Annotated in this window: 22 protein-coding genes, 16 tRNA genes and 1 rRNA gene (1 of these 39 running past the window's edge); 34 read left to right on the forward strand and 5 right to left on the reverse strand. The window is 56.3% G+C overall.

Going from position 1 to position 25271, the window contains the following annotated elements; translation table 11 throughout:
• From CIC07_RS06765 to CIC07_RS06845, 17 genes are all read left to right on the forward strand, one after another.
• Positions 1–2905 (forward strand): 23S ribosomal RNA (locus CIC07_RS06765) (it extends 24 nt beyond the left edge of the window).
• 171 nt (positions 2906–3076) lie between these two features.
• Positions 3077–3152, forward strand: a tRNA-Asn gene (locus CIC07_RS06770).
• Between the two features lie 3 nt (positions 3153–3155).
• Positions 3156–3246, forward strand: a tRNA-Ser gene (locus CIC07_RS06775).
• A gap of 5 nt (positions 3247–3251) precedes the next feature.
• A tRNA-Glu gene (locus CIC07_RS06780) sits at positions 3252–3326 on the forward strand.
• A gap of 66 nt (positions 3327–3392) precedes the next feature.
• A tRNA-Val gene (locus CIC07_RS06785) sits at positions 3393–3468 on the forward strand.
• A 9-nt stretch (positions 3469–3477) separates the two neighbouring features.
• A tRNA-Met gene (locus tag CIC07_RS06790) sits at positions 3478–3554 on the forward strand.
• A gap of 4 nt (positions 3555–3558) precedes the next feature.
• Positions 3559–3635 (forward strand) — tRNA-Asp (locus CIC07_RS06795).
• A gap of 21 nt (positions 3636–3656) precedes the next feature.
• Positions 3657–3732, forward strand: a tRNA-Phe gene (locus CIC07_RS06800).
• Between the two features lie 21 nt (positions 3733–3753).
• Positions 3754–3829: transfer RNA gene (locus tag CIC07_RS06805), tRNA-Thr, on the forward strand.
• Positions 3830–3835: 6 nt separating this feature from the next.
• Positions 3836–3921: transfer RNA gene (locus CIC07_RS06810), tRNA-Tyr, on the forward strand.
• A gap of 6 nt (positions 3922–3927) precedes the next feature.
• Positions 3928–4001: transfer RNA gene (locus CIC07_RS06815), tRNA-Trp, on the forward strand.
• A 5-nt stretch (positions 4002–4006) separates the two neighbouring features.
• Positions 4007–4082, forward strand: a tRNA-His gene (locus CIC07_RS06820).
• 8 nt (positions 4083–4090) lie between these two features.
• Positions 4091–4165 (forward strand) — tRNA-Gln (locus CIC07_RS06825).
• A gap of 7 nt (positions 4166–4172) precedes the next feature.
• A tRNA-Gly gene (locus tag CIC07_RS06830) sits at positions 4173–4247 on the forward strand.
• Between the two features lie 9 nt (positions 4248–4256).
• Positions 4257–4330: transfer RNA gene (locus CIC07_RS06835), tRNA-Cys, on the forward strand.
• A gap of 13 nt (positions 4331–4343) precedes the next feature.
• Positions 4344–4420, forward strand: a tRNA-Arg gene (locus CIC07_RS06840).
• A gap of 75 nt (positions 4421–4495) precedes the next feature.
• A tRNA-Leu gene (locus tag CIC07_RS06845) sits at positions 4496–4578 on the forward strand.
• Positions 4579–4650: 72 nt separating this feature from the next.
• Here the strand turns inward: CIC07_RS06845 and CIC07_RS06850 are convergent.
• Positions 4651–5589, reverse strand: a complete 939-nt coding sequence (locus CIC07_RS06850; protein WP_076358503.1) for an alpha/beta fold hydrolase — start codon at positions 5587–5589, stop codon at positions 4651–4653.
• Positions 5590–5853: 264 nt separating this feature from the next.
• On the opposite strand from CIC07_RS06850, the gene CIC07_RS06855 reads away from it, so the two are divergent.
• The 6 genes from CIC07_RS06855 to CIC07_RS06880 all read left to right on the forward strand — a co-directional run bounded on the left by CIC07_RS06855 (position 5854) and on the right by CIC07_RS06880 (position 9900).
• Positions 5854–6150: a LiaF transmembrane domain-containing protein gene (locus CIC07_RS06855; RefSeq protein ID WP_021879193.1), complete on the forward strand. Its 297-nt coding sequence runs from the start codon at positions 5854–5856 to the stop codon at positions 6148–6150.
• Between the two features lie 38 nt (positions 6151–6188).
• Positions 6189–6869 carry a PspA/IM30 family protein gene (locus CIC07_RS06860; protein ID WP_049869307.1) on the forward strand — a complete coding sequence of 227 codons (681 nt, stop codon included), beginning with the start codon at positions 6189–6191 and terminating at the stop codon, positions 6867–6869.
• A gap of 4 nt (positions 6870–6873) precedes the next feature.
• On the forward strand, positions 6874–7362 hold the full coding sequence (locus tag CIC07_RS06865) for a PspC domain-containing protein (protein ID WP_076358502.1): 489 nt from the start codon (positions 6874–6876) through the stop codon (positions 7360–7362).
• Between the two features lie 4 nt (positions 7363–7366).
• Positions 7367–8080 (forward strand): PspA/IM30 family protein, encoded by a 714-nt coding sequence (locus CIC07_RS06870; protein ID WP_048745076.1) that lies wholly within the window; start codon positions 7367–7369, stop codon positions 8078–8080.
• Positions 8081–8215: 135 nt separating this feature from the next.
• The gene (locus CIC07_RS06875) at positions 8216–9208 is read left to right on the forward strand and encodes a sensor histidine kinase (protein WP_076358501.1); all 993 of its coding nucleotides are present in this window, start codon (positions 8216–8218) and stop codon (positions 9206–9208) included.
• Between the two features lie 38 nt (positions 9209–9246).
• Positions 9247–9900, forward strand: coding sequence for a response regulator (locus tag CIC07_RS06880; RefSeq protein ID WP_442953353.1), 654 nt, complete (start codon positions 9247–9249; stop codon positions 9898–9900).
• Between the two features lie 27 nt (positions 9901–9927).
• On the opposite strand, the gene CIC07_RS06885 is transcribed toward CIC07_RS06880, so the two are convergent.
• Both CIC07_RS06885 and CIC07_RS06890 read right to left on the reverse strand, forming a co-directional pair.
• The gene (locus CIC07_RS06885) at positions 9928–10608 is read right to left on the reverse strand and encodes a hypothetical protein (protein WP_139334444.1); all 681 of its coding nucleotides are present in this window, start codon (positions 10606–10608) and stop codon (positions 9928–9930) included.
• Between the two features lie 121 nt (positions 10609–10729).
• A complete protein-coding gene (locus tag CIC07_RS06890) occupies positions 10730–11131 on the reverse strand; it encodes a hypothetical protein (protein ID WP_139334443.1) in 402 nt (133 codons plus the stop codon).
• Positions 11132–11249: 118 nt separating this feature from the next.
• Here CIC07_RS06890 and CIC07_RS06895 point away from each other — a divergent pair, with 118 nt between their 5' ends.
• The 4 genes from CIC07_RS06895 (at position 11250) to CIC07_RS06910 (ending at position 16378) form a co-directional block, all read left to right on the forward strand.
• Positions 11250–12098: a hypothetical protein gene (locus CIC07_RS06895; protein WP_157742036.1), complete on the forward strand. Its 849-nt coding sequence runs from the start codon at positions 11250–11252 to the stop codon at positions 12096–12098.
• Positions 12099–12218: 120 nt separating this feature from the next.
• The gene (zwf, locus tag CIC07_RS06900; protein ID WP_076358497.1) at positions 12219–13775 is read left to right on the forward strand and encodes a glucose-6-phosphate dehydrogenase; all 1557 of its coding nucleotides are present in this window, start codon (positions 12219–12221) and stop codon (positions 13773–13775) included.
• A 291-nt stretch (positions 13776–14066) separates the two neighbouring features.
• A complete protein-coding gene (locus CIC07_RS06905) occupies positions 14067–14693 on the forward strand; it encodes a cyclase family protein (protein ID WP_076358496.1) in 627 nt (208 codons plus the stop codon).
• 101 nt (positions 14694–14794) lie between these two features.
• Positions 14795–16378: a peptide chain release factor 3 gene (locus CIC07_RS06910; RefSeq protein ID WP_076358495.1), complete on the forward strand. Its 1584-nt coding sequence runs from the start codon at positions 14795–14797 to the stop codon at positions 16376–16378.
• A gap of 51 nt (positions 16379–16429) precedes the next feature.
• Here the strand turns inward: CIC07_RS06910 and sspI are convergent, their stop codons facing one another.
• Positions 16430–16642 carry a small acid-soluble spore protein SspI gene (sspI, locus tag CIC07_RS06915; RefSeq protein ID WP_021879181.1) on the reverse strand — a complete coding sequence of 71 codons (213 nt, stop codon included), beginning with the start codon at positions 16640–16642 and terminating at the stop codon, positions 16430–16432.
• Positions 16643–16792: 150 nt separating this feature from the next.
• On the opposite strand from sspI, the gene CIC07_RS06920 reads away from it, so the two are divergent.
• The 3 genes from CIC07_RS06920 to CIC07_RS06930 all read left to right on the forward strand — a co-directional run bounded on the left by CIC07_RS06920 (position 16793) and on the right by CIC07_RS06930 (position 18967).
• Positions 16793–17476, forward strand: a complete 684-nt coding sequence (locus tag CIC07_RS06920; protein ID WP_076358494.1) for a potassium channel family protein — start codon at positions 16793–16795, stop codon at positions 17474–17476.
• Positions 17473–18276, forward strand: coding sequence for a TrmH family RNA methyltransferase (locus tag CIC07_RS06925; protein ID WP_234992995.1), 804 nt, complete (start codon positions 17473–17475; stop codon positions 18274–18276). Before CIC07_RS06920 ends, CIC07_RS06925 begins: the two co-directional genes overlap by 4 nt.
• Positions 18277–18511: 235 nt before the next feature.
• On the forward strand, positions 18512–18967 hold the full coding sequence (locus CIC07_RS06930; RefSeq protein ID WP_076358491.1) for a DinB family protein: 456 nt from the start codon (positions 18512–18514) through the stop codon (positions 18965–18967).
• A 145-nt stretch (positions 18968–19112) separates the two neighbouring features.
• Here the strand turns inward: CIC07_RS06930 and CIC07_RS06935 are convergent, their stop codons facing one another.
• Complete coding sequence (locus CIC07_RS06935) at positions 19113–19859, reverse strand: SDR family NAD(P)-dependent oxidoreductase (protein WP_076358490.1); 747 nt, start codon at positions 19857–19859, stop codon at positions 19113–19115.
• 132 nt (positions 19860–19991) lie between these two features.
• Here CIC07_RS06935 and CIC07_RS06940 point away from each other — a divergent pair, with 132 nt between their 5' ends.
• The 4 genes from CIC07_RS06940 to CIC07_RS06955 all read left to right on the forward strand — a co-directional run bounded on the left by CIC07_RS06940 (position 19992) and on the right by CIC07_RS06955 (position 25262).
• Positions 19992–20888, forward strand: a complete 897-nt coding sequence (locus CIC07_RS06940; RefSeq protein ID WP_076358489.1) for a LysR family transcriptional regulator — start codon at positions 19992–19994, stop codon at positions 20886–20888.
• Between the two features lie 126 nt (positions 20889–21014).
• A complete protein-coding gene (locus CIC07_RS06945; protein WP_083688464.1) occupies positions 21015–22778 on the forward strand; it encodes a glycoside hydrolase family 13 protein in 1764 nt (587 codons plus the stop codon).
• Positions 22779–22985: 207 nt separating this feature from the next.
• Complete coding sequence (locus CIC07_RS06950; protein ID WP_076358488.1) at positions 22986–24194, forward strand: branched-chain amino acid ABC transporter substrate-binding protein; 1209 nt, start codon at positions 22986–22988, stop codon at positions 24192–24194.
• 84 nt (positions 24195–24278) lie between these two features.
• On the forward strand, positions 24279–25262 hold the full coding sequence (locus CIC07_RS06955; protein WP_083688462.1) for a branched-chain amino acid ABC transporter permease: 984 nt from the start codon (positions 24279–24281) through the stop codon (positions 25260–25262).
• Positions 25263–25271: the final 9 nt, after the last annotated feature.

Consider the following 25271-nt stretch of genomic DNA (forward strand, 5'->3'; position numbering starts at 1 on the left):
AGGATGCCTAGGCGCCAGAAGCCGATGAAGGACGTGGCGAACCACGATAGGCCTCGGGGAGCTGTAAGCAAGCGTTGATCCGGGGATTTCCGAATGGGGAAACCCAGCTGGAGTAATGTCCAGTTACTGCAGAGTGAATACATAGCTCTGCGTGAGGCATACCAGGGGAACTGAAACATCTAAGTACCCTGAGGAAGAGAAAACAATAGTGATTCCGTCAGTAGCGGCGAGCGAACGCGGATTAGCCCAAACCAGGAGGCTTGCCTCCTGGGGTTGTGGGACGTCTCACATGGAGTTACAAAGGAATGGGTTAGGCGAAGAGGTCTGGAAAGGCCCGCTACAAGAGGTAAAAGCCCTGTACCCAAAAGTCCATTCCCTCCGAGACGGATCCCGAGTACCGCGAGACACGTGAAACCTCGTGGGAATCCGGCAGGACCATCTGCCAAGGCTAAATACTCTCTGGCGACCGATAGTGAAGCAGTACCGTGAGGGAAAGGTGAAAAGCACCGCGGGAGCGGAGTGAAATAGAACCTGAAACCGTGCGCTTACAAAAAGTCAGAGCCCTCTATATGGGTGATGGCGTGCCTTTTGTAGAATGAACCGGCGAGTTACGTTCACGTGCAAGGTTAAGTCGGGAAGACGGAGCCGCAGCGAAAGCGAGTCTGAATAGGGCGCCATAGTACGTGGATGTAGACCCGAAACCGTGTGATCTACCCCTGTCCAGGGTGAAGGTGCGGTAACACGCACTGGAGGCCCGAACCCACGAATGTTGAAAAATTCGGGGATGAGGTGGGGGTAGCGGAGAAATTCCAATCGAACTCGGAAATAGCTGGTTCTCCCCGAAATAGCTTTAGGGCTAGCCTCGGTGTTGAGCATGCTGGAGGTAGAGCACTGATTGGGTGCGGGGCCCGCCAAGGGTTACCAAGTCCAGTCAAACTCCGAATGCCAGTCATGTATAACCGGGAGTCAGACGGTGAGTGCTAAGATCCATCGTCAAGAGGGAAACAGCCCAGATCATCAGCTAAGGTCCCCAAGTGTGTGTTAAGTGGGAAAGGATGTGGAGTTGCCCAGACAACCAGGATGTTGGCTTAGAAGCAGCCACCATTTAAAGAGTGCGTAATAGCTCACTGGTCGAGTGACTCTGCGCCGAAAATGTAACGGGGCTAAACACACCACCGAAGCTATGGCATGTACTTTAGAGTACTTGGGTAGGGGAGCGTTGTGTATAGGTTGAAGTCAGACCGCAAGGACTGGTGGACAGTACACAAGTGAGAATGCCGGTATGAGTAACGAAAAGATCAGTGAGAATCTGATCCGCCGTAAGCCTAAGGGTTCCTGAGGAAGGTTCGTCCGCTCAGGGTAAGTCGGGACCTAAGGCGAGGCCGAAAGGCGTAGTCGAAGGACAACAGGTTGATATTCCTGTACCACCGTAAGCCGTTATGAGCAATGGAGTGACGCAGAAGGGTAGTGACGCGGACCGATGGATGTGTCCGTCCAAGCAGTGAGGCTGGTTTGTTGGCAAATCCGCAAACCGTAAGGCTGGGCTGTGATGGGGAGGGAAATTTTAGTACCGAAGGTCATGATCTCCAGCTGCCAAGAAAAGCTTCTAGCCAGGCGAAGGTGCCCGTACCGCAAACCGACACAGGTAGGCGAGCAGAGCATGCTAAGGCGCGCGGAGTAACTCTCGTTAAGGAACTCGGCAACATGACCCCGTAACTTCGGGAGAAGGGGTGCCTCGGTAGGGTGAATAGCCCGAGGGGGCCGCAGTGAAAAGGCCCAAGCGACTGTTTAGCAAAAACACAGGTCTGTGCGAAGCCGTAAGGCGAAGTATACGGGCTGACGCCTGCCCGGTGCTGGAAGGTTAAGGGGAGCGGTTAGGGGCAACCCGAAGCTGTGAACCGAAGCCCCAGTAAACGGCGGCCGTAACTATAACGGTCCTAAGGTAGCGAAATTCCTTGTCAGGTAAATTCTGACCCGCACGAATGGCGTAACGACTTGGGCGCTGTCTCAACGAGAGATCCGGTGAAATTTTAATACCTGTGAAGATGCAGGTTACCCGCGACAAGACGGAAAGACCCCATGGAGCTTTACTGCAGCTTGATATTGGACTTTGGTACGATCTGTACAGGATAGGTGGGAGCCTTAGAAGCCGGAGCGCCAGCTTCGGTGGAGGCACCGTTGGGATACCACCCTGATCGTATCGGAGTTCTAACCTGGTACCGTGAAACCGGTACAGGGACCGTGTCAGGCGGGCAGTTTGACTGGGGCGGTCGCCTCCTAAAATGTAACGGAGGCGCCCAAAGGTTCCCTCAGAATGGTTGGAAATCATTCGCAGCGTGCAAAGGCATAAGGGAGCTTGACTGCGAGACCTACAAGTCGAGCAGGGACGAAAGTCGGGCTTAGTGATCCGGTGGTACCGAATGGAAGGGCCATCGCTCAACGGATAAAAGCTACCCTGGGGATAACAGGCTTATCTCCCCCAAGAGTCCACATCGACGGGGAGGTTTGGCACCTCGATGTCGGCTCATCGCATCCTGGGGCTGAAGTAGGTCCCAAGGGTTGGGCTGTTCGCCCATTAAAGCGGTACGCGAGCTGGGTTCAGAACGTCGTGAGACAGTTCGGTCCCTATCTGTCGTGGGCGCAGGAAATTTGAGAGGAGCTGTCCTTAGTACGAGAGGACCGGGATGGACGTACCGCTGGTGTACCAGTTGTTCCGCCAGGAGCACCGCTGGGTAGCTACGTACGGACGGGATAAGCGCTGAAAGCATCTAAGCGCGAAGCCCCCCTCAAGATGAGATTTCCCAGTATGTAAGACCCCTGGTAGACGACCAGGTTGATAGGTTCGGGGTGGAAGCGCAGCAATGCGTGCAGCTGACGAATACTAATCGGTCGAGGGCTTATCCTATGGATCAAGCATCACGGGAGATCGTCGCAAGACGATGAACGTGGGCGAGACATGGCGAGAATGAATCCGAATACGATTCGCTGGCCATGTAAGAAAAGCAAATGGACTCAGCATCCATCCTATTGGTTCGATCCAGTTTTCAAGGCGCAAGCTTTGAATGCAAACGCATATTCCCTGATAGCTCAGTTGGTAGAGCACTCGACTGTTAATCGAGTTGTCACAGGTTCGAGTCCTGTTCGGGGAGCCATCTGGAGAGCTGTCCGAGTGGTCGAAGGAGCACGATTGGAAATCGTGTATACGTTAATCGCGTATCGAGGGTTCGAATCCCTCGCTCTCCGCCAGATATGGCCCGTTGGTCAAGGGGTTAAGACACCTCCCTTTCACGGAGGTAACAGGGGTTCGAATCCCCTACGGGTCACCACTTTCTTATCTGGCTTGATTACATAGCCTTGATAAGTTATAGTAAATAACATGTTGTTCTTCATATGGAAGCTTAGCTCAGCTGGGAGAGCATCTGCCTTACAAGCAGAGGGTCGGGGGTTCGATCCCCTCAGCTTCCACCATTAGACTACCGCGGGGTGGAGCAGTCCGGTAGCTCGTCGGGCTCATAACCCGAAGGTCACAGGTTCAAATCCTGTCCCCGCAACCAATATGGAGCTGTGGTGTAGAGGCCTAACATGCCTGCCTGTCACGCAGGAGACCGCGGGTTCGAATCCCGTCAGCTCCGCCATTTTTCTTCAATAAGCATCCAGGCTCGGTAGCTCAGTTGGTAGAGCAAAGGACTGAAAATCCTTGTGTCGGCGGTTCGATTCCGTCCCGAGCCACCATGTTTTTTGATAATTGAATATGCCGCTGTAGCTCAACTGGTAGAGCAACTGACTTGTAATCAGTAGGTTGGGGGTTCAAGTCCTCTCGGCGGCACCATTTTTTGGAGGATTAGCGAAGTGGCCAAACGCAGCAGACTGTAAATCTGTTCTCTGACGAGTTCGGTGGTTCGAATCCATCATCCTCCACCAGTTTTTAGGGGCATAGTTTAAAGGTAGAACAGCGGTCTCCAAAACCGTTAGTGTGGGTTCAATTCCTGCTGCCCCTGCCAGTATGGCGATCGTGGCGAAGTGGTTAACGCACCGGATTGTGGTTCCGGCATTCGGGGGTTCAATTCCCCTCGATCGCCCCATGTTTTGTTGGGGATTAGCCAAGCGGTAAGGCAACGGACTTTGACTCCGTCATTCTCAGGTTCGATCCCTGAATCCCCAGCCATTTATTTGCGGAAGTGGCTCAGCGGTAGAGCATCGCCTTGCCAAGGCGAGGGTCGCGGGTTCGATTCCCGTCTTCCGCTCCATTGTTTTATGGCGCCATAGCCAAGTGGTAAGGCAGAGCTCTGCAAAAGCTCTACCCCCAGTTCGAGTCTGGGTGGCGCCTCCATATTATCTAACGTGTGCCCTTAGCTCAGCTGGATAGAGCATTTGACTACGAATCAAAAGGTCAGGAGTTCGAATCTCTTAGGGCACGCCATTTTATCTCCCTTTAAAATGAAGTTTGATTCCTCTGCCTCTTGAATTTATAGAGTGAAGAGGAAATTTTATATATGCTGGTGTGGCGGAATGGCAGACGCGGCGGACTCAAAATCCGCTTCCGGAGACGGAGTGGGGGTTCGAGTCCCTTCACCAGCATTCAAAAAGGCTTGTAGAGTCGCTTATGCGGTTCTGCAAGCCTTTTTCTTTCGCATCCATTTCAAAGAAATATCAAAAGTTGGAATTCAGCCAAAGCCTGAGATGTTCCCGAATTTCTTCCCTATTCGATTCTTGTATAGCCTCATGACGGACATCGGGGTAAAGCTTCATCGTGACGTCGCTCATCCCGGCATCCAAAAAAGCTTGAAACGTACGTTCAACGCCTTTGCCATATTGGCCGACGGGATCATCGGCGCCGGAAAAGAAATATACAGGCATGGATTTGTTCATTTTAGCTATATGCTTTCGATTTTGAATGTAGGGAATTCCGGTTGCAATCAAGCTGCTGAAAAATCCGACGGAAGGGATGAATCCGCAATAGGGATCCGCTATATAACGGTCCACGTTGCCTTCATCTACCGAAAGCCAGTCATGACGGGTTCGATTGGGCTTGAATTTCTTGTTGTAGGAACCGAAAATGATTTTGTTCAACAATTCGGAGCGGGCATGTTCCCCTCTGAGCATCATCTCAAGCCGAATCAAGGTTTGGCCTGCCGTCAGCGCAAGGGCAGGATTCCAGGCTGTTCCGCTCAACATGCAAGCCTGCCATATGTCCGGAGCATCGATCAGGCAGGTTCTCGCGAGAAAGGATCCCATGCTGTGACCGAATAATAGGAGGGGCAGCTCTGGAAACCGATCCTTCGCATGAAGCGCAATTTCCTGAAGGTCCATGGAAGCCTCCTGCCATCCTCCTGAAGCCGGCATATGGCCTAAATCGCCTGCTCCTGCAGATAGACCATGACCGATGTGGTCATGACCGATAAGGATGTATCCATCCTGGGCCATCTCCCGTGCGAAAGAGTCATACCTTGCGACGTGTTCGGCCATGCCATGGCTTACTTGGATGATGGCTCTGGCTGTCCCGGACGGACGCCATTCCATCACATGGAGTCTTTTCGGTTTTGTTGAGGAATCAATAAAATAGGAAGCATGGTCGACGCTGGACTCCATAGCTGCACCCCTTCACCTGGATATAGCTCTTCTTCTTTATAGTATAAACCTGAATCCATTAAATATGGACCTCTGAATTCGACCGTTTCAGCCTTGTCTTAAGCAGGTCGCATCTCTTCCCAATTCCAGGACGGAGACCCTCCCCGACCTGAGTCCAGGTATAGAAACGTTCGCAAGTCCGTTTTGAACTTTGCGGGGATGGCCTAAAATAAGGACATAAGCAAGAGAGCATATACGCGAATCGAAAGGCGGTGGCAATCAGAGATGAAACGCAATTCAACGGTAGGCATCATTTTGGTTGTGGCGGGCGCATTGCTGGCCATGAAATTTCTCGGATTGGGTCATTTGATCAGTTGGGCCGTATCCTTGATCTTCCCTCTTATTGTTCTGGGACTTGGAGTCATCGGCTGGAGGAACGGCAACCGGATTGTAGGCGGAGTTCTTCTCTTCGTCGGAGCCATTTGGCTGCTTGGAAAATTAACGCCTCTGATCATGCTGCTGTTCGCAGTCGGACTGATCGTATGGGGAGTCTCCCTCTTTAAAGGTAAAAGGCTTCATTAAACGAAGGAAAGAGAGCAACCGGTTGGAGGAGGACAAATATGAGTATTATCCGCAGAGTCAGAGACATAACAATCGCAACGCTGAACGAGCATTTGGAGAAAGCGGAAGATCCGGTACGGCTGATCGACCAGTTCCTGTGGTCGACACGGGAAGAGATCATTCAATCGGAGCGTCTGTACCAGCAGTATTCATCCCATAACCAGCAATTGAAAATGCAATGGCTCACCGCTGAGCAGCAGAAGGAAAAGCGGGAGCAGCAAGCCGTCACCGCGCTCAAAGCCGGCGAAGAGCAGCTGGCCCGCATAGCTCTTCATGAGAAAGCATCCGCAGAGGAACGCGCCAGACAGTATCGCGATCTGTACGAGCAAGGCCGCCAGAGCGTGGAAGACCTCGAAAGAAATCTTCAGGAGATGAGAAGCGAGTACCAGATCGTCTATGACAAGCGAGAGTACTATTCGGCTCGCATGGAGTCCCTGAAGCTGCAGCAGCGAATGAACGCCCGTTACACAGGAGCCGTTTCCGGCCAGCCCGGCGGCAAACCGGACGGTATGTTCCGCAGGCTCGACGACCGGATTACGGATATGGAGCATGAAGCGCGCAGCCTCAGGGATCTTCGCAGCGAAGGTACCGCAGGTCATGGTGGAAATTCTTCCTATCAATCGGCGGTAGAAATGGAATTGGAACAGCTGAAGAGAAAGCTGGGACAAGGAGGAACCTAACATCATGAAGCAATTATTTCGCTCCAGACGCAAAAAAGTTCTGTTCGGATTATGCGGCGGGCTGTCGGATTACTTCAATGTGGATGCCAATCTGCTTCGTATCCTGACGATCATCCTTGCCGTCTGCACAAGCGGCGCTGCCATTGTCATCTATATCCTGGCGGCGCTGGTAATTCCGAAGGAGCATGACTATAACCAGTTTCCTCCAGGAAACTTCGGGTCGTATCAGGATGGACGGGGCGGCGACTTCTACGAAGGGCACAACGATCCGAGCCGCACCGGATTCGGTCAAGGCGCAGGAGGCGGCCAGCATGGCGGCCCGTACCGCAACCCTCCGCAATACCAGGAAGGTCCGGCAACGGCAGGATGGCAGTCCGACAGCAACCGCCAGGCAGACTTGGACAAGATGATGGATGACCTGGAGAAGAAAGCTCTGCGCAACGAGCTGGAAGAACTGAAAGCCAAACTTTCGAAGTATGAGAAGGGAGAATAACAACATGGGTATTTTCAAACGCCTGAAAGATATTACAAAAGCTTCGATGCACGAGGCGCTGGATAAAATGGAAGATCCGGTCGTTATGCTGAACCAATACCTCCGCGACATGGAGCAGGAAATCCACCAGGCCGAGGTTACGGTAGCCAAGCAAATGGCCAACGAGCGCCGCATGCAGCAGCGCTTCGACGAAGCGGCAAGAAGCGCCTCGGATCGTGACAGCAAAGCGGAAACGGCGCTTCGTTCCGGCCAGGAGGATCTTGCCCGCAAGCTTCTGGAAGAGAAGCTGTATTTCGAGGAGAAAGTGCAAGAATACAGCCAGCTTCATCTGGAAGCGAAGAGCCAGGCCGACGAGCTGAAGCAGCAGCTGTACGGCATGAAGGACGAGTATTACCAGCTCCGCAACAAACGCAACGAGCTGGCCGCCCGCGCTCAAATGGCCAAGGCCAAAAAGCAGATGTCGCAGGCTTCGGCCAATGTCGGCTCCCTCGATACTGGCACTGCATCCCGCGGCTTCGGCCGCATGGAAGAAAAGATCATGCAGATGGAAGCCGAAGCCGACGTTCTCCGCAGACCTTACGGAAGCGGCTATAAAGCGGAGGGAGCTGCCTCCATCCGTCCGGAGAACCAGCTGAAGGTTGAAGAACAGCTGCAGCAGCTCAAAAACAAGCTGAATCCTCCTCAGGCAGCCGCTGCACAAGAAGACGCAGCGAATTAAGCTTTGCTTTCGCAAGCCTCGGACATGGCGGCGCAGCCGCCTGGTTCCGAGGCTTGTTTGCTTGCAGCGGAGGAACGCTTGAACCGTTGGCGCCGGACAGGTAAAGTAGAGAGAGAAAGAAGGGGGAGTATCGCTGTGGCTGCCAAAAAGCCTCCAGGAAAGGGTCAGGGACCTACAAAGAAAAACGTTCTTGAAACGGTACTGTGGCTGCTTATCATCCTTGGACTGCTGCTCATCGTGCTGCAAGGAACCGGATATGTCGAATTTTTTGCCATACAAGGAAAAGGGGCGTTGTACGGGCTGGCGGTCATCGCGGCTGCGCTCGCAGGGGCTGTGCTGAACAGCTACCTCCAGACGTCCAAGCTTAGAGAAGCTCTGCGCAAGCTGAACCAGCAGCAGAGCAGGCGCAAATCGATCACGATTCCCCATTCTCCCGAGGAAGAGGGATCACGCCCTGAAGAAACCGAGGAGCAGGAGGAGTGGCGGGAGCAGGTCAAGTTCACCGCTGTCATCGAAGAGCGGCAGCGCTTGGCTCGCGAGCTGCATGACGCCGTGAGCCAGCAGCTGTTCGCCATCTCCATGACCGCAACGGCTGTAAGCCGGACGATTGAAAAGGATTGGGAGCGTGCGCGCAGGCAGGTGCAGCTGATCGAGGAGATGGCGGCCGTGGCCCAATCCGAAATGAGAGCGCTTCTGCTGCATTTGCGTCCTGTTCATTTGGACGGCAAAAACTTGGCCCAGGCGCTTGAACGGCTGGTCGGGGAGCTGAAAGCAAAAGTCCCGATGGACATTACGGTTGATGTGGATCCGACCATTCTGTTCCGTCCCAGCGCAGAGGACCATTTGTTCCGGATCGCCCAAGAGGCGTTGTCTAACGCCCTGCGCCACGCCAAGGCCAGCAAGATGGTCATGAGGCTGGAGCGGGATGGAGCCAAAGCCAAGCTGAGCTTCGCCGATAACGGCGTCGGCTTCGATCTGGAAGAAAAGAAACAGGCCTCCTACGGCCTGCTGACGATGGAAGAGCGGATTCATGAGCTTGGCGGCAACATACAAATTCATACGGCTCCGGGCGAAGGAACGGCCATTGAGATGTGGCTTCCCCTGGAAGACGGAAAGGGCGGATTCTAACCATGAGCATGCCGGAACGAATGGAGCGGGACAGCGGAATGGCAAGGCCGATCAAGGTGCTGCTTGTAGACGACCATGAGATGGTTCGGATCGGTCTTGCAGCGGTGCTCGATACGGAAGAAGGCATCGAGGTTGTGGGAGAGGCCGGAAACGGAACCGAAGGAATCAGGCTGGCTACCGCCTACACCCCGGATGTCGTGCTGATGGATCTGGTCATGGAAGAGATGGACGGAGTCGAAACGACCCGGAGGCTGATGGAGATCATGCCGGAGTGCAAGGTCATCGTGCTTACGAGCTATCTCGACGACAGCAAGATGTATCCCGTGATCGAAGCGGGAGCGTTCAGCTACCTGCTCAAAACTTCCCGGGCAAGCGAAATAGCCGAAGCGATCCGCGCCGCGGCTAGAGGACAATCCGTGCTGGAATCCCAGGTGGCAGCCAAAATGATGAGCAGGCTCCGTCAACCCAAGCAGCCCGTCCAAAAACCGCCTCATGAAGATCTTACCGAGCGGGAAATGGACGTGCTCATGCTGGTCGCGCAGGGCTTGTCCAACCAGGATATAGCCGACAAGCTGTTCATCAGCATCAAGACCGTCAAATTCCATGTGACCAATGTGCTCAACAAGCTCGGCGTAGAGGATCGCACGCAGGCGGCAATATATGCGCACAAGCATGATCTGGCCGTGGATTGAGAACTTGGCACGAGGCCTTGAAGGAGCCTAGGCCAGGCAGCTGAATGACGAGACCGGATGATGCGTCATCCCATCGAGAATTCCGTCCTCGTTATAGGTTCCCGCCGAAGGCAGATTGGAATGGTCGATAAGGGATGCCGCAGGCTGCGCTTCGAATGAGGCGAGCAGCTGGTCGGCGTAAGGAAGCAGTCCTTCCGACGAGAACAGGGCTCGAAGCACCGCATCGGGGCGGTTCTCAAGCTGCTGGTTGAGGGCGACGGGGTTGACCTTCCATTCACCTTGCCTGTTCATGTCCAACCCGGCATGACATGCGGCAGGATGGGATCGCATGGAGCGCAGGTCGGTCTCGATGGAAGGGTTGAGGCCAGGTCTGCAGCGGAAATAAAGCAGCTCCAAATCGTTCCATCGTTCCGCGAGCTCATAAACGGTATCGGCGAGTCCCGAGAGGTCAATTCCCGCCGCTCCGTCGCTCAGCAGCTGCAGGCGCCGGCGGCGCATGTCCTGGATGAAGGGGCGCAGCCGGCTTGCAGCCTGGAGCCAGGATGCAGTCAGGCGGAAGTCGGAGAAGAACCGGGTTGTCATGCCATCCATGGCATAGTCGGACAGGCCGGCATCTTCCCGCTCTCGAGCGGCTGGGGCGACGGGCACTGTCGGCGCTACTTTTTCCACATGGAAGATGCGGTTCATTCGACGCAAAGGACCTATCATCAGGAAGCCTCCCTCAGGCTGGAATTGAAATCCATTACCCCAATATGCTCCATAGAGAAACAGCCTGCCGAAGCTTCCTGTCCCGGAAACGTCAGCGGGCTGTTCGACTACCGCCGGATGGTCAGATCAACAGCAGGAGAAAGGCGAGGAAAGCGAGGTCGACGCCGACCGCAGCGCCGTATCCGTATCCGTAGGGACCGCCGCCATAGGAATCAGGGCCGTAAGGTCCTGCTCCGGGGCCGTAAGGATACGCCTGAGTGTGGGCTTCCTGCTCCAGCACTTGCTCCTGCTCGGGCTTGGAAGCTTTGGATTTTTTCGCTTTTCCTTTTGCCGGCTTCCCTAGAATCCCGATTCCTTGCTGCTGGCGCTTATGATGCTCTTCGCCGCCGTTCAGATAGATCCGCCCGCCATGGCAAGCGGAGAGAATACCCATATGGCGGGTGCCGTCCTTGAGAATGGCGCACACCGGCATTCCGCAGAAACGCTGGACATGTTCCTCGTGCAAGGGCCGAATAGGTTCCATTTTCCGTTGTTCATCCTTTCTGGTTTTCCTTGATGGATGGAATGATGCAGTATATTCACCTACGGGCTGATGCGTATGGTCAAATACCCAGTCAACAGGCCATGAGAATGGAGGGGCTATGATGAGCAATCCGCGAGCCAAACAAGGCGCAGGCATAGTGCTGGCCTTTCTTGCGTTAGCCGTTCTCGCAACGATATATACAGCCGGCGGCAAAGGCTCGATCGGCTGGAGCGTGACGGCTCCGAAAAAGCCGGACGTTCAGATGTCCTCCGCAACCGGAGAGGATATGGAGAAGCTGTGGAACTGGGCAGACGGCGAGCTGGGCGGCGGATCGAGAGCGGCCTCCTGGCATTTGCGCTGGAGCCTGGATGGAGTGACGGCGGATCAGGCGGCCAGGACGGCCGAAGCGCTCGGCATGACGGCGGACGCGAAAGACCTTGCCGGCGGGAAGGATGAAAACAAAACCAGCGGGGGCATCCTATGGGAAGCGGCGCGTTCATCGGCGGAAGGCACGCTTAAATTGCAACTGCTCGGCACGGATCGTGAGAACAGGGAAGCGGGGGGACAAGCCGTCATGACCTACCACGCTCCGCCTGCGGCCGAGCTTCGGGCTATCTTGAGTGAAATGACGGAGGTCAATGCGGCATTGACCGCGACCGGCACGGACTCCAAGCCGATGATGAGCATCAAGTTGTACGGCCATGCCATCAGGGTCGGCGCCGCCGGCCGCATAGCACAAAAGGCGGGTGGAGCCGTTCTGGATGAATATAAGGATTCCAGAACGATTGTCCGGACGTACAGCACGACTGCACTGACAGGAGCCATGCGGCTTGGAGAAGGCAAGGAAGGGAGCGCTTCGGCCAGCATCCAGCTGGCGGAGCATGGCGGGGGCGATGCGGGCATCGCGGCTGAGATCACAGCCGGCATTCCGCTCATCAATGGAGACCTCTCGGAGAGCGGGGCATAGGGAACGTGAAGGCCCCATGAAGATTGGCCGCCATGAATGGCGATTCCCGCATCGTTATGATACACTACATACCATATCAAGCTGATGCACCCAAAATTTATGATGAAAGAATGAGGGAACATGAACTACTCTAGCAAACAGGAATCATCGGCCGCTGAAGGCGCGGTCTATTATCTGTTCGGAGCCACGGGCGATCTGGCGCGGAGGAAGCTGTTCCCGGCGCTGTTCTCCTTATATAAAGAAGGCAAGCTGGCAGAGAATTTCGCGGTTGTCGGACTCGCCCGCCGTCCGCGGGACAATGAGCAGTTCCGCCAGGACGTATACGAGTCCATCATGGAGTTTTGCCGGTACAAGCCGACCGATGTCGAGGTATGGCAGAAATTTGCCGAACACTTCGTGTACAAGCCGCTCGATATCCATAACGTCGACGGCTTCAGGGAGCTGAACCAGCTCTCCTCGGAGCTGGACGAGAAATTCGGCATCGAAGGCAACCGGCTCTTCTACCTTGCTCTCGCTCCGGAGCTTTTCGGTCCGGTGTCGTTCAATCTTCGCGACGGAGGCCTGTTGGAATCCAAGGGATGGCACAAGCTCGTCATCGAGAAGCCGTTCGGCTATGATCTGGAATCGGCCCGCGAGCTGAACGGACAGATCAGCCAGGTGTTCAAGGAAGAAGAGGTCTATCGGATCGACCACTACCTCGGCAAGGAAATGGTCCAGAACATCCAGGTTCTGCGTTTTGCCAACCAGCTGTTCGAGCCGCTCTGGAACAAGGATCATATCGCCAATGTCCAGATCACGCTGTCCGAAACGGTCGGCGTAGAGGAGCGGGGCGGCTATTACGACAATTCCGGCGCGCTTCGGGACATGGGGCAGAACCATATTCTGCAGATGATCACGATGATTGCCATGGAGCCTCCGGGACGGCTGCATCCGGAAAGCCTCCGCGACGAGAAGGTCAAGGTTCTGCGGTCCCTTCGGCAGTATGCGTCCAGCGAGGAAGTCCGCGATAATGTCGTGCGGGCACAGTATGCCTCCGGCCAGTCCAAAGGCAAGGAGCTTCCAGGCTACCGTCAGGAAGACAGCGTAAATCCGGAATCCAGGACGGAAACGTATTTTGCCGCCAAGGTGCTTGTGGACAACTTCCGCTGGGCGGGGGTTCCATTCTTCATCCGCACGGGCAAGCGGCTGCCGGTCAAGACGACCGAAATCGTCATCGAATTCAAAAACGTTCCGGACAATGTCCTCTTCGCCAAGCGGCATAAGCTGGGTCCGAACCTGCTCGTCATCCGCGTCAATCCGACGGAAGGCATCTACCTGAAGATCAACGCCAAGAAGCCTGGGGCGGACAACGAGGTTCAGCCTGTCGCCATGGAATTCTGCCAGAGCTGCCAGGTCGGCATCAACACGCCGGAAGCGTATGAGCTGCTGATCTACGACGCGGCTCGCGGAGATTCGACCTACTTCACCCGCTGGGACGAGGTTGCGGCAGCGTGGACGTTCGTGGATCGCATTGCGGCCGCATGGAGAGAATCTGGAGAGGATCTGCTTTCCTATCCTGCCGGATCCTGGGGACCGGAAGCTACGGATGAGCTTCTTCACAAAGAAGGCTTCTTCTGGTGGCCGGTCAACGGCCAGGCGGAAGACAACGTCATCTGGATCAGCGGCGGAGCGCAATAGAGCGGCGTCTCCACGAGACGGACGCGATCAAGCTTGTTCTCCAGGGGCGGACGCGATCAAGCTCGCGTCTTCCAGGGGACGAGCGCGATCAAGCTTGCGTCTCTCCGAGGAAGATTGCGATCAAGCTTGCGTCACTTGAGGCTGTGCCGGAGCATGCGCAGCTTGCGAGCGCCGATTCCATCACCGTAGAACTTCTAAGCACCTAAGGCTGACCCCATAAGCTTCCACGATCAATCCTGTCCGGCTACGGACAGGATTGAAGCGTTATTTGACGAGAGGACGGAATGAAGCATGTTCAAAATCTACGATATTTCCATGCCCATTCATTCAGATATGGCGGTATGGGCCAATCTCGAGGCCAAAAAGCCGGAGATCCGCACGATTACGCCGTTCGCACAAGGAGGCGTGTATGAATCGGAGCTGCGGATGAATCTGCATACCGGCACTCATGTGGATGCGCCGATGCATATGCTTGAGGATGGAGCAGGAATCGAGACGATCGGGCTGGAAGAGCTGGCGGGAACGGCCCGCGTCGTCGACCTTACTCATGTATCCGATTCCATCACGAAGGCGGACTTGGAGCCTCTTGGTCTTGTGCGAGGCGACTGGGTCCTTTTCAAGACGGCCAATTCGTTCAGCAGCCGGTTCGAGGATGATTTTATTTACTTGCGCGAAGACGGCGCACGGTATTTAATTGATATAGGGGTTCGCGGCATCGGTACGGACGGTCTCGGAATCGAGCGTTCACAGCCTGACTATCCGACCCATCGCCCGCTCTTCCGCAATAATATCGTCATCGTGGAAGGACTGAGGCTGGCGGATGTGTCGGCCGGAACCTACTTCATGGTCGTTGCCCCGCTCAAGCTGAGCGGAGTCGAGGCGTCGCCGGCCAGGGCGATCCTCATCGGCAGGCCGTAGGAGCGACAGCATGCAACCGATTTGATCCAGCAGGCAGCCCATCGATATGCGGCCCGCTAGCCTGTTTCATGAATAATAAAGCGCGATATAAGGGGAATACCATGACTAAACTGCTCGACGAAATCAAGCAAGAAGTAGACAAAAGGCGCACATTCGCCATCATTTCTCACCCTGATGCCGGTAAAACGACGCTGACGGAGAAGCTGCTGCTGTTCGGTGGCGCCATCCGCGAAGCCGGCTCGGTCAAAGCCCGCAAAGCCAACAAACACGCCACCTCCGACTGGATGGAGATCGAGAAGCAGCGCGGAATCTCGGTAACCTCCTCCGTCATGCAGTTCGACTATAAGGGACACCGCGTCAACATCCTGGATACGCCTGGTCACCAGGACTTCAGCGAGGACACGTATCGGACGCTGACCGCAGCCGACAGCGCGGTCATGCTGATCGACGTAGCCAAAGGCGTCGAAGCCCAGACGATCAAGCTGTTCCAGGTATGCCGCCGGCGCGGCATCCCGATCTTCACGTTCATCAACAAGCTGGACCGCGAGGGCCAAAGCCCGTTCGATCTGATGGAGGAGCTGGAGCGGGTGCTCGGCATCCGTTCCGTTCCGATGAACTGGCCGATCGGCATGGGCCGGGAGCTGTGCGGCGTCTACGACCGGATGAAGAACCAGGTCGAGCTGTTCCAGGGCAATGACCATTCCACCATTGAGGTGCGCAAGGTCGGGGATTACAAGGACCCGGTCATTCGGGAGATGGCAGGCGATTATCTCGCCGATCAGCTCGAGCAGGATCTGGAGCTGCTGGATGTAGCCGGCGACCAGTTCGACTTCGAGAAGGTTCGCGCGGGCGAGCTGACTCCGGTGTTCTTCGGCAGCGCCGTCAACAACTTCGGCGTGCAGACCTTCCTCGAGAACTTCCTGCAGCTGGCTCCGAAGCCCGAGCCCCGCAACAGCACGGAAGGCCCGGTCGAGCCGACGAGCGAGAAGTTCACCGGATACGTGTTCAAGATCCAAGCGAACATGAATCCGGCCCACCGCGACCGCATCGCTTTTCTGCGCATTTGTTCCGGGCGGTTCGAGCGCGGGATGAGCGTCAGGCATGTAAGGATCGGGAAGGACATCAAGCTGGCCCAGCCGCAGCAGTTCCTTGCGCAGGACCGCGACATCGTCGAAGCGGCTTATCCGGGAGACATTATCGGGCTGTTCGATCCGGGCATTTTCCGAATCGGCGATTCCCTCTCGCAGGGCGGCTCGATCGTATTCGACGAGCTGCCGACGTTCTCGCCGGAAATTTTCGCCAAGGTCTCGATCAAGAACGCCTTGAAGAAAAAGCAATACGAAAAAGGAATCGACCAGCTGACGGAGGAAGGCACCATTCAGGTGTTCCAGTCCGCCAGCGGCTTCGAGGATACGATTCTGGGCGTCGTCGGCCAGCTGCAGTTCGAGGTGTTCGAATATCGGATGAAGGCTGAATACGGCGTGGACGTCATCCTCCAGAGGATGCCTTTCCAGTTCGCTCGCTGGATCGTGGACGACAAGATCGATCCGACCAAGTTCCGGATCAACTCGACGCTCGTCAAGGACAAAAAGGACAATTACGTCGCCTTGTTCGAGAACGAGTATGCGATGCGCACCGCTGTCGACAAGAACCCGACCTCCAAATTCCTGGAGACGGCTCCATAACAACGGAATGAAAACAGCCCCTGCCGCGAAAATGCGGCAGGGGCTGTTCATTTACGATGAATGGAGATGCCCGTACAGCTTGCCGATCAATTGCTGCTGTTCCTGGCCGCCGCTGTCTTTCCAGATCATCTCGAACAGGACGCCGAGACCGGGAAGAGCTTTCTCGTCGCCGTCGATGGATTCACGGATGATATCGCCAAGCTCATTCTCCGATTTGTCCTTGACGATCTGGGCGATGGCTTGGCGAAGGTCGAACTCATTCATGGACGCATTTCCCCCTTGAGTCATTTCCTCCATAGCATGCCCCCATAGGAAGCGTTCATGTAAAGAATGCGGTCCGGATGAGGGAAAGAAAGGTGCCGGATATGGTATACTGAACGGTATGCAGCCCTTAAGAAAGGCGGAGAACTATTCATGCGCAAAAAACAATATACCGTGATCGGCATGGGCAGGTTCGGCTCCAGCGTAGCCCAATCCCTGTCCGAGATGGGATTCGAAGTGCTTGCGATCGACAGCGACGAGCAGCGGATCCAGGAGATCTCTCCCGTCGTCACCCATGCGGTCACGGCGGACACGACGGATGAAGAAGCTCTGCGCGCTCTCGGCGTCCGCAACTTCGACGTCGTCGTCGTCGCCATCGGAGAGGACATTCAGGCCAGCATCCTGACGACGCTGATCCTGAAGGATCTGGGAGTCCCCTATTTGATCGTCAAAGCCCAAAACGAGCTGCACGGCAAAGTGCTCAGCAAAATCGGAGCGGACCGCGTCGTGTTCCCGGAGCGGGACATGGGCCTGCGCGTGGCCCATCACCTGATCTCGCCCAATGTGCTGGACTTCATCGAGCTGTCCCCGGACTACGGCATCATCGAGATCCAGGCTCCACCCGCCATGGTCGGGCGCACGCTCAAGCAGCTGGATATACGGGCCAGGCATCGCTGCAACATCATGGCCATCAAAACGCATGGGAAGATGGATATATCCCCGATGCCGGATCATGTCATCGAAGCGGATGAAGTGCTTGTCGTCGTCGGGGCGAACCGCGATCTGACCGGCCTCGAGGTCGCCTATTCCGTCGAGGAGGAATTGAACCGGAAGTGATTAGCGAACCGTTGACCTCAACCTCCAATTCCCGTGTAAAGGCATGGACAGCCTTGCTGGATGCCAAGGGCCGCAAGCGCAGCGGCCAATTCCTCGCTGAAGGCGTCCATATGGTCAAAGAAGCGCTTCTATGCGGAGCCGCCGTCGGCACGATCGTATACGATGCCGGCCGAGGCATGCCTGCCGAGCTGGAGCCGCTGCTTCGCGATTCGGCCGCGGAGCTGGTCCCTGCGTCGGCCGCGGTCATGGCCAAATGCACCGGAACGGATTCGCCGCCGCCGGTGTTCGCCGTCGTCGACAAGCCGTCCCACGACGAAGCGGCGCTGCACAAGCCGGACGCGCTTGTCGTCGTGCTCGATGCCGTCCGCGATCCCGGCAATGCGGGCACGATCATCCGCAGCGCGGATGCGGCCGGAGCCGATGCCGTCATTCTCGGCCGCGGCTGCGTCGATCTCTACAACCCCAAGACCGTCCGCTCGACGATGGGCAGCCTGTTCCATCTTCCGGTGCTGGAGATGGATCTCGCCGAGGCGCTGCCGCAAGCTCGGGAGCGGGGCATGCTGCTGGCCGGAACGAGCCTGCAGGCGGCGAGAAGCTGTTATGAATGCGACTTCACCGTGCCGGTATGGCTGCTCTTCGGCAATGAAGCCGAAGGCTTGTCCCGGCAGACGCAGGACCAGCTGGACCTCGGCATCATCATCCCAATGAAGGGCCGAAGCGAATCGCTCAACGTCGCGATGGCGGCGACGGTGGTGTTGTATGAGGCGCTGCGCCAGCGGGAGCATGCTTCCGGCAAGTAGCGATGGCGTGCGAGCTGCAATTCGTTCGTCACCGCCAGGCACTTGTCATGGCATCGGGTTTGCAAGGTGAGTTTGGCAGCGTACTGTCAGTCCTGATGATCAAGGATCTCTTGATTGATCGGGACTTTTTCATCTTTTTATTTGAAGGAACGAACAGAAAGATCCGATTTAAATCAAGGATCAACGAACTTTATGGCTATTCAGTCGTCAATGAGAGAAATAGGGGGAAACCGAAATGAAGACGATCAAGAGCATGATGGACCATCTGTACTGGGCGAATGGACGAATCCTGGACGCGCTTGAGGAAAGCGGGACGAACAACCAGGACCTTCTGAAGTTGGTGCGGCACATCGCGGTCGCGGAACAAGTCTGGCTGTCCCGGCTGCAAGGCAAGAGCAGCAAGCAATATTCGCTGTGGGAGGTCGAGGAGGACCTGTCGGCAATTCGGACGATGTTCCAGGAAAATGCCGAGCGATATCGCGTTTATATCGATGGGCTCGAGGAATCCAAGCTGGACGAGGTGATCGATTACGCGAACCAGAGCGGGGTTCCGTTCCGAGCGTCCGTTCGGGACATCCTGCTGCAGGTCCTCCTGCATGGGCACTATCACCGGGGACAGATCAACCGGGGACTTCGGATCGAATCGGCAGAGCCTGTCCAAGTCGATTACATCCTGTTCGCGAAGCTTTAACAGGGTTATGATGACGGCGCCGGTGTTCAAACCGGTGTCCGTTCACTTCAAAAGGAAAGCCCGCGAACCGGCTGTTGCCGGAATGCGGGCTTTTCTCTCCGTTTAGGAGACCGTTCGTTGACGAGTTTATTTGTCGCTAACGCGTTTATTTGAACGAAGCGTACCCTTGATCGACCATGACGACGCTGCCGTTGATGGCATCGGCTTCTTCCAGAGACAGCAGGTACACGGAATTCGCGACGCTCTCCGGCTTGGTCAGCTCGCCGCCCATGACCTTGGCTTTCATGCTGTCGAGCAGGCCGGAGTTTTTGTAGCCTTGGATGATCGGCGTATCGACCGCTCCGGGAGCGACGGCGACGACGCGGATGCCGTGAGGGGCAAGCTCCAGAGCGGCCGACTTGCTCATCATGATGACGGCGCCTTTCGTCGCGTGGTAAGCGAAGGTTCCGGGGGAGGCGAGGAAGCCGAATACGGATGCCGTATTGATGATGGCGCCTTTGACGCCCAGCTCCTTCATCTTGCGGCCGGCCTCGATGATGCCGTAGGCGACGCCGTGCTGGTTGACGGCAATCGTTTTATGATAAAGGTCCATGTTCTGGTCCAAGACCGGACCCGCGCCGCCGATGCCGGCGTTGTTGAACATGACTTCCAGGCTGCCGTAAGTGGCGACAGCCGTGTCCACCAGATTCTTCACGCTTTCCTGGGAGGAAACGTCGACCTGGACAAAAGCCGCTTCGCCGCCGGCTGCGCGGATCAGCTCGACCGTTTCGCTGCCGCCGGCCTCGTTGAAGTCCGCTACGATGACCCGATCACCCTTGGATGCGAATTTGAGCGCGGCCGCTCTGCCGATACCGCTGGCTCCGCCTGTAATAACCGCTGTGCGTTTGGACATGATAACAGCCTCCTGTGTAAGTTCTGAATCGATGACGTTCCATTTCTGCTCCATTGTATCTCTGTCTCCGGAAAGCGTATACTTCCTATTGGTCAAGCTGCCTTAACATGGGGTTAACGAAGGGGTTTCAACATGAATTTCGATCAGCTGGAAATGATAACAGAGGTTGCAAGAACGGGGACGGTGTCCGAGGCGGCCGCTCAGCTTCATCTCAGCGCTGCCGCCATCAGCCGCGCCATTACGAGGCTGGAGCAGGAGCTGGGCGTGCAGCTGTTCGTGCGCTCGCGCACCGGAGCGGCCATAACGGAGGAAGGGCGCCGAATCGTCAGGCAGGCGGAGCGGATACTGGGCGAGGCGGAAGAGCTGCTGGCCGAGGCGGGAAGATGCCAAAAGCTGGTCAATGCGAAAGTGCGCATTTCGACGGTTCCGGCTCCTACCTGGCTGCTCGTCCATGCTTTGCTTGAGGTTAGAGAGGAAATTCCTTCGCTGGAGCTGGAGATCGGAGAAAAGGGCACTCAGGAGGTCATTGAGGATATTCGCCAAGGGAAGGCGGACATCGGCCTCATCGTATCCGAGGCCGATGCGAAATACCCCGATATAAGGCTGGAGAAAATCGCCGACGGCCAGATGGCGCTTGGAGTCGGTAGGGAGCATTCCCTGGTGTCGCGGGCTTCCGTAACCATGAAGGATCTCGAGCGGCTTCCCCTGGTCATCTACCCGGACAAGCATCTTGAAGCAATCGTTGCAGCCTTGGGTCCGGCGGCCAACGTGCTGTTCCGCACCAACAACCGCGATGCGCTTCTGCTTGCCGTACGAAGGAATATGGCCGCCACCCTCGGAACGGATTATTCCTTCCGCGGCATCCAGGAAGAAGCCGGTGCGGATATCATCGCGGTGCCGTTGTCGATCCAGACGGACTCGGATCTAAGTCTATGGCTGGTCAGGCCGCGCGACCGCAAGCCGTCCCAAGCGGTCCGCCTGCTGGCCGGAAGGCTCCGCAGGCTGTTGAAGAAGCGGATGCGCGAATAGACGTCCGGACCCTGGGTCCATAATGAAAATGAGGCTTTTTCCGCTCGTTCAACCTATGCTATAATTGCATCTATGCAAACGTTTGTACAAAGAAAATTCCGGTCTATTTAAGAGGAGACAAGCACCATGCAAACCGCATCCATCAAATGGTGGAAAGAAGCTGTGGCCTATCAGATTTATCCGCGTTCCTTCATGGACAGCAACGGAGACGGAATCGGAGATCTGCAGGGCATCATCTCCAAGCTCGACTATCTCAAGGGGCTGGGCATCGGCATCATTTGGATCTGCCCCGTCTTCCAATCGCCGAATGACGACAACGGTTACGATATTTCCGACTATCAGGACATCATGGCCGAGTTCGGCACGATGGAGGATTTCGATCTCCTGCTGGAAGAAGTGCATGCCAGAGGAATGAAGCTTATTCTCGACCTGGTCATCAACCACACCTCCGACGAGCATCCATGGTTCATCGAGTCGCGCTCCGGCAAGGACAATCCCAAGCGGGATTACTACATTTGGCGCGATCCTGCGGCGGACGGCAGCGAGCCGAACAACTGGGAGAGCATCTTCAGCGGCCCGGCCTGGGAATTCGACGAAAAGAGCGGACAGTATTTCATGCATATCTTTTCCCGCCGCCAGCCGGATCTGAATTGGGAAAATCCCGAGGTCCGCAAAGAGCTGTACGGAATGGTGAACTGGTGGCTGGACAAAGGCATCGACGGCTTCCGTGTCGACGCCATCTCGCATATCAAGAAGATCCCGGGACTTGCGGATATGCCGAATCCCGACAATCTGAAGTATGTCCCTTCCTTCGACGGGCACATGAACCGCGAGGGCATCCATGAGTTCCTGGAAGAGCTGAAGCAAGAGACGTTCGCGAAATACGATATCGTCACCGTCGGCGAAGCCAACGGCGTCAAGGTCCAGGATGCCGAGGTATGGGTCGGCGAGGACAAAGGCGCGTTCAATATGATTTTCCAATTCGAGCATCTGGGCCTGTGGAACAAGAGCGTTGCCGGCGGCATCGATCTGGCGCAGCTGAAGTCGACGCTTACCCGCTGGCAAAAAGGGCTGGAAGGAATGGGATGGAACGCCCTGTTCCTGGAAAACCATGACCAGCCGCGCTCCGTGTCCACCTGGGGCGACGATGGCGTCTATTGGAAGGAATCGTCCAAGTCGCTGGCGACGATGTATTTCCTGATGCAGGGTACGCCGTTCATCTATCAGGGCCAGGAGATCGGCATGACGAATGTCCAGTTCCCTTCCATCGATGATTACAATGACGTAGCCATCAAGAACCTGTACCGGTTCGAAACGGAAAACGGCATGAGCCATGACGAGATCATGCGGATCATCTGGAAAACCGGACGCGACAATTCCCGCACACCGATGCAGTGGAGCCGGGAAGAGAACGGGGGCTTCACGTCCGGAACGCCGTGGCTCAAGGCCAATCCGAATTATTCGGAGATCAACGTCCAGCAGGCGATGGAGGATCCGGATTCCATCTACCATCATTACAAACGCCTGATTCGGCTGCGCGCGGAAAATCTCGCCGCCGTATACGGGACTTACGACCTGATTCTGGCCGACCATCCGCAGATATACGCCTATACGAGAACGTATGGAGACGAAAAGCTGCTCGTTCTCTGCAATCTGTTCCCTGTCGAGGCGACCGGACAGCTTCCCGAAGAATACGGCTTCCGTCCTTCCGAGCTGCTGCTGGCCAACTACTTGACGGATGCCGAAGAAAATATCGCTGAAATCGTGCTGAAGCCTTACGAGTCCAGAGTGTACAAGCTGGCCGGCGTGCAGGGAAGCGCAGGCAATGTAGATGGACTGAAGCCTCCTGCGGCAGCGGATGGCCCTTCATCCATCATTGAAACGGTCTAGTCCGTAATCAGTCGTCAACATCGAAAGACCTTCATCGTCACCGATTGAATCGGAGGGCGGAGGGGGTCTTTTTTGCGTTTTTATATTTTTACAAACTGTAAAATGATAGGTTACACCGGATTGCTGAATGTCATCTTCGTAGGTATACTAACCTTGCGTTCGTTACATATGTGTTAAATAATATTACATGAAACGGGAGGGCAATGAATGAATTCAAAGGGGATTGGAAAAGGAAAAGGGCTTGCCGCGATCGTGATGGTGATGGCATTGGCAGCGGGATGCGGCTCCGGAAACAGCGATTCGCCATCGAATCAAGGGGGCGGGGCCAATAGCGGCGGACAGGTCATCAAGATCGCTTCGCAGTCTCCGCTGTCAGGCGGAAGCTCGATTCAGGGAGAGGCGATCAAGCTCGGAGCCCAGCTGTCGCTCGACGACCACAAGGACGAGTTCTCCAAGCTGGGCTTCACGCTTGAGCTGGTCCCCTACGATGACCAGAGCGATGCCAAGAAGGGCGTTGCCAACGCCGAGCAGATCGGCGCCGACCAGGCCGTCGTGGGCGTCATCGGCCATCTTAATTCCGGCGTTTCCATCCCCTCCTCCGTCGTCTATGAAAAATACAATCTGCCGATGATTTCGCCCGCCAGCACGGCGACGGAGTTCACCGACCGCAAGCTCAAGGCGGCCAACCGGGTCGTCGCGCGCGACGACTTCCAGGGCCCTGCCGGAGCCCAATACGCGGTGGAGACGCTGAAAGCCAAAAACATCTTTGTCATTCAGGACAAGACGGCTTACGGCCAGGGACTGGCCGAAGCTTTCCGGGATGCGGCCAAGGAAGCGGGAGCAACCATCGTCGGGTATGAGGGGATAACGGTCGGGGAGAAGGACTTCAACGGCGTGCTGACGACTGTCCAGAGCAAGAAGCCGGATCTCATCTTCTTCGGGGGGATGTATGCGGAGGGCGCCCTGCTGGTGAAGCAGGCGAAGGACAAAGGGATCACAGCTCCGCTCATGGGCGGCGACGCGCTGGATTCCTCCGGCATGGCGGACATCGCCGGACAGGATGTCGCCGGCACCTTGTACAGTTCCGTCGCGGGGGACATCACGAAGTCCAACAAGGAGTGGGCGGACAGCTACCAGGCGAAATTCAGCAAAGGGCCGGAAGGCTACTCGGTCTATGCCTATGATTCGATGTCGGTCATGCTGGCCGCCGTCAAGAAGAGCATCGAGGACAACGGGGGCAAGCTGCCTGCCCGCGAGAAGATCCGCGACGCGGTGCGGGCGACGAAGGATTTTGAAGGCGTAGCGACTAAAGTGAGCTTTGACGACAAAGGCGACAATCTGTATGCCAAAGTATTCATCTACAAATTCGAAGGAGCTTCCTATCCGGGCAGCATGATATCGGAGGTCAGCCAGTAACTGCCGGACATGCCGCGCAGGCGTGCGCGATTCCCGCAAGGAACCGTTCCCGCCTGCTTTTTGAATCGGAGAGGAGCCCATATGATGAACGACATCCTGCATACGCTTCCCCAGGTGCTGATCGACGGCTTGGCGCTCGGAGCGATCTACGCGGTAGTGGCGCTAGGCTACACGATGGTATATGGAATTCTTGAGCTCATCAATTTCGCGCACGGAGAAATTTTCATGACAGGGGCTTTCGTCGGCACGGCTGTGCTGCTCGCCGCCCAAGGAACGGGACTCGCCTCCAGCCTGCCGCCGTGGCTGTTCTATCTGCTCATCCTGCTGATCGCGATGATGTTCACCGGAGCGCTCGGTGTCGGCATCGAGCGGGTGGCTTACCGCCCGCTGCGCAAGGCTCCGAAGCTGATCTCGCTCATTGCCGCCTTCGGCGTCTCCTTCGTCCTTCAGGACGTCGTCCGCTTCATCGCAGAGCTGCGGACAGGCAACTACATCGTGAGCAGCAGCTCCCTATATGGGGAGCGGATGAGCCTGCCCGCCTCCTCCATCAGCAGCCTATTCGGCGACGCCACCGTCAAAACGAACACCCTCATCATTCTCGGAGCGGCTCTGCTGCTCATGGCCGCCCTGGACCGGTTCGTCAACCGGAGCAAATGGGGCGTGGCGATGAGAGCCGTCGCCCAAGACCGCGAGACGGCTTCCCTCATGTCCATCAATGTGAACAAGATCATCGTCCTGACCTTCTTCATCGGCTCGGCGCTAGGCGGAGCCACCGGCGTGCTGTTCGCCCAGCAGTACGGGACAATCGATCCCTATATCGGCTTCATTCTCGGCATGAAAGCGTTCACGGCAGCCGTTCTGGGAGGAATCGGCAACATCCGCGGCGCGATGTTCGGCGGCTTCGTCATCGGCATTCTGGAGATGTTCGCCTCCTCGAACCTCGGGACGCTGACCGGCGGCAGCTTCGGAGCCGAATACAAGGACGTCTTCGCCTTCTCCATTCTCATCATCGTCCTGATCTTCAAACCCGAGGGCCTGTTCGGCAGAGCCGTCAAAGAGAAAGTGTAGGTGGCGGAT

Source organism: Paenibacillus sp. RUD330 (genome assembly GCF_002243345.2).
In the GTDB taxonomy this organism is placed as follows: Bacteria; Bacillota; Bacilli; order Paenibacillales; family Paenibacillaceae; genus Paenibacillus_O.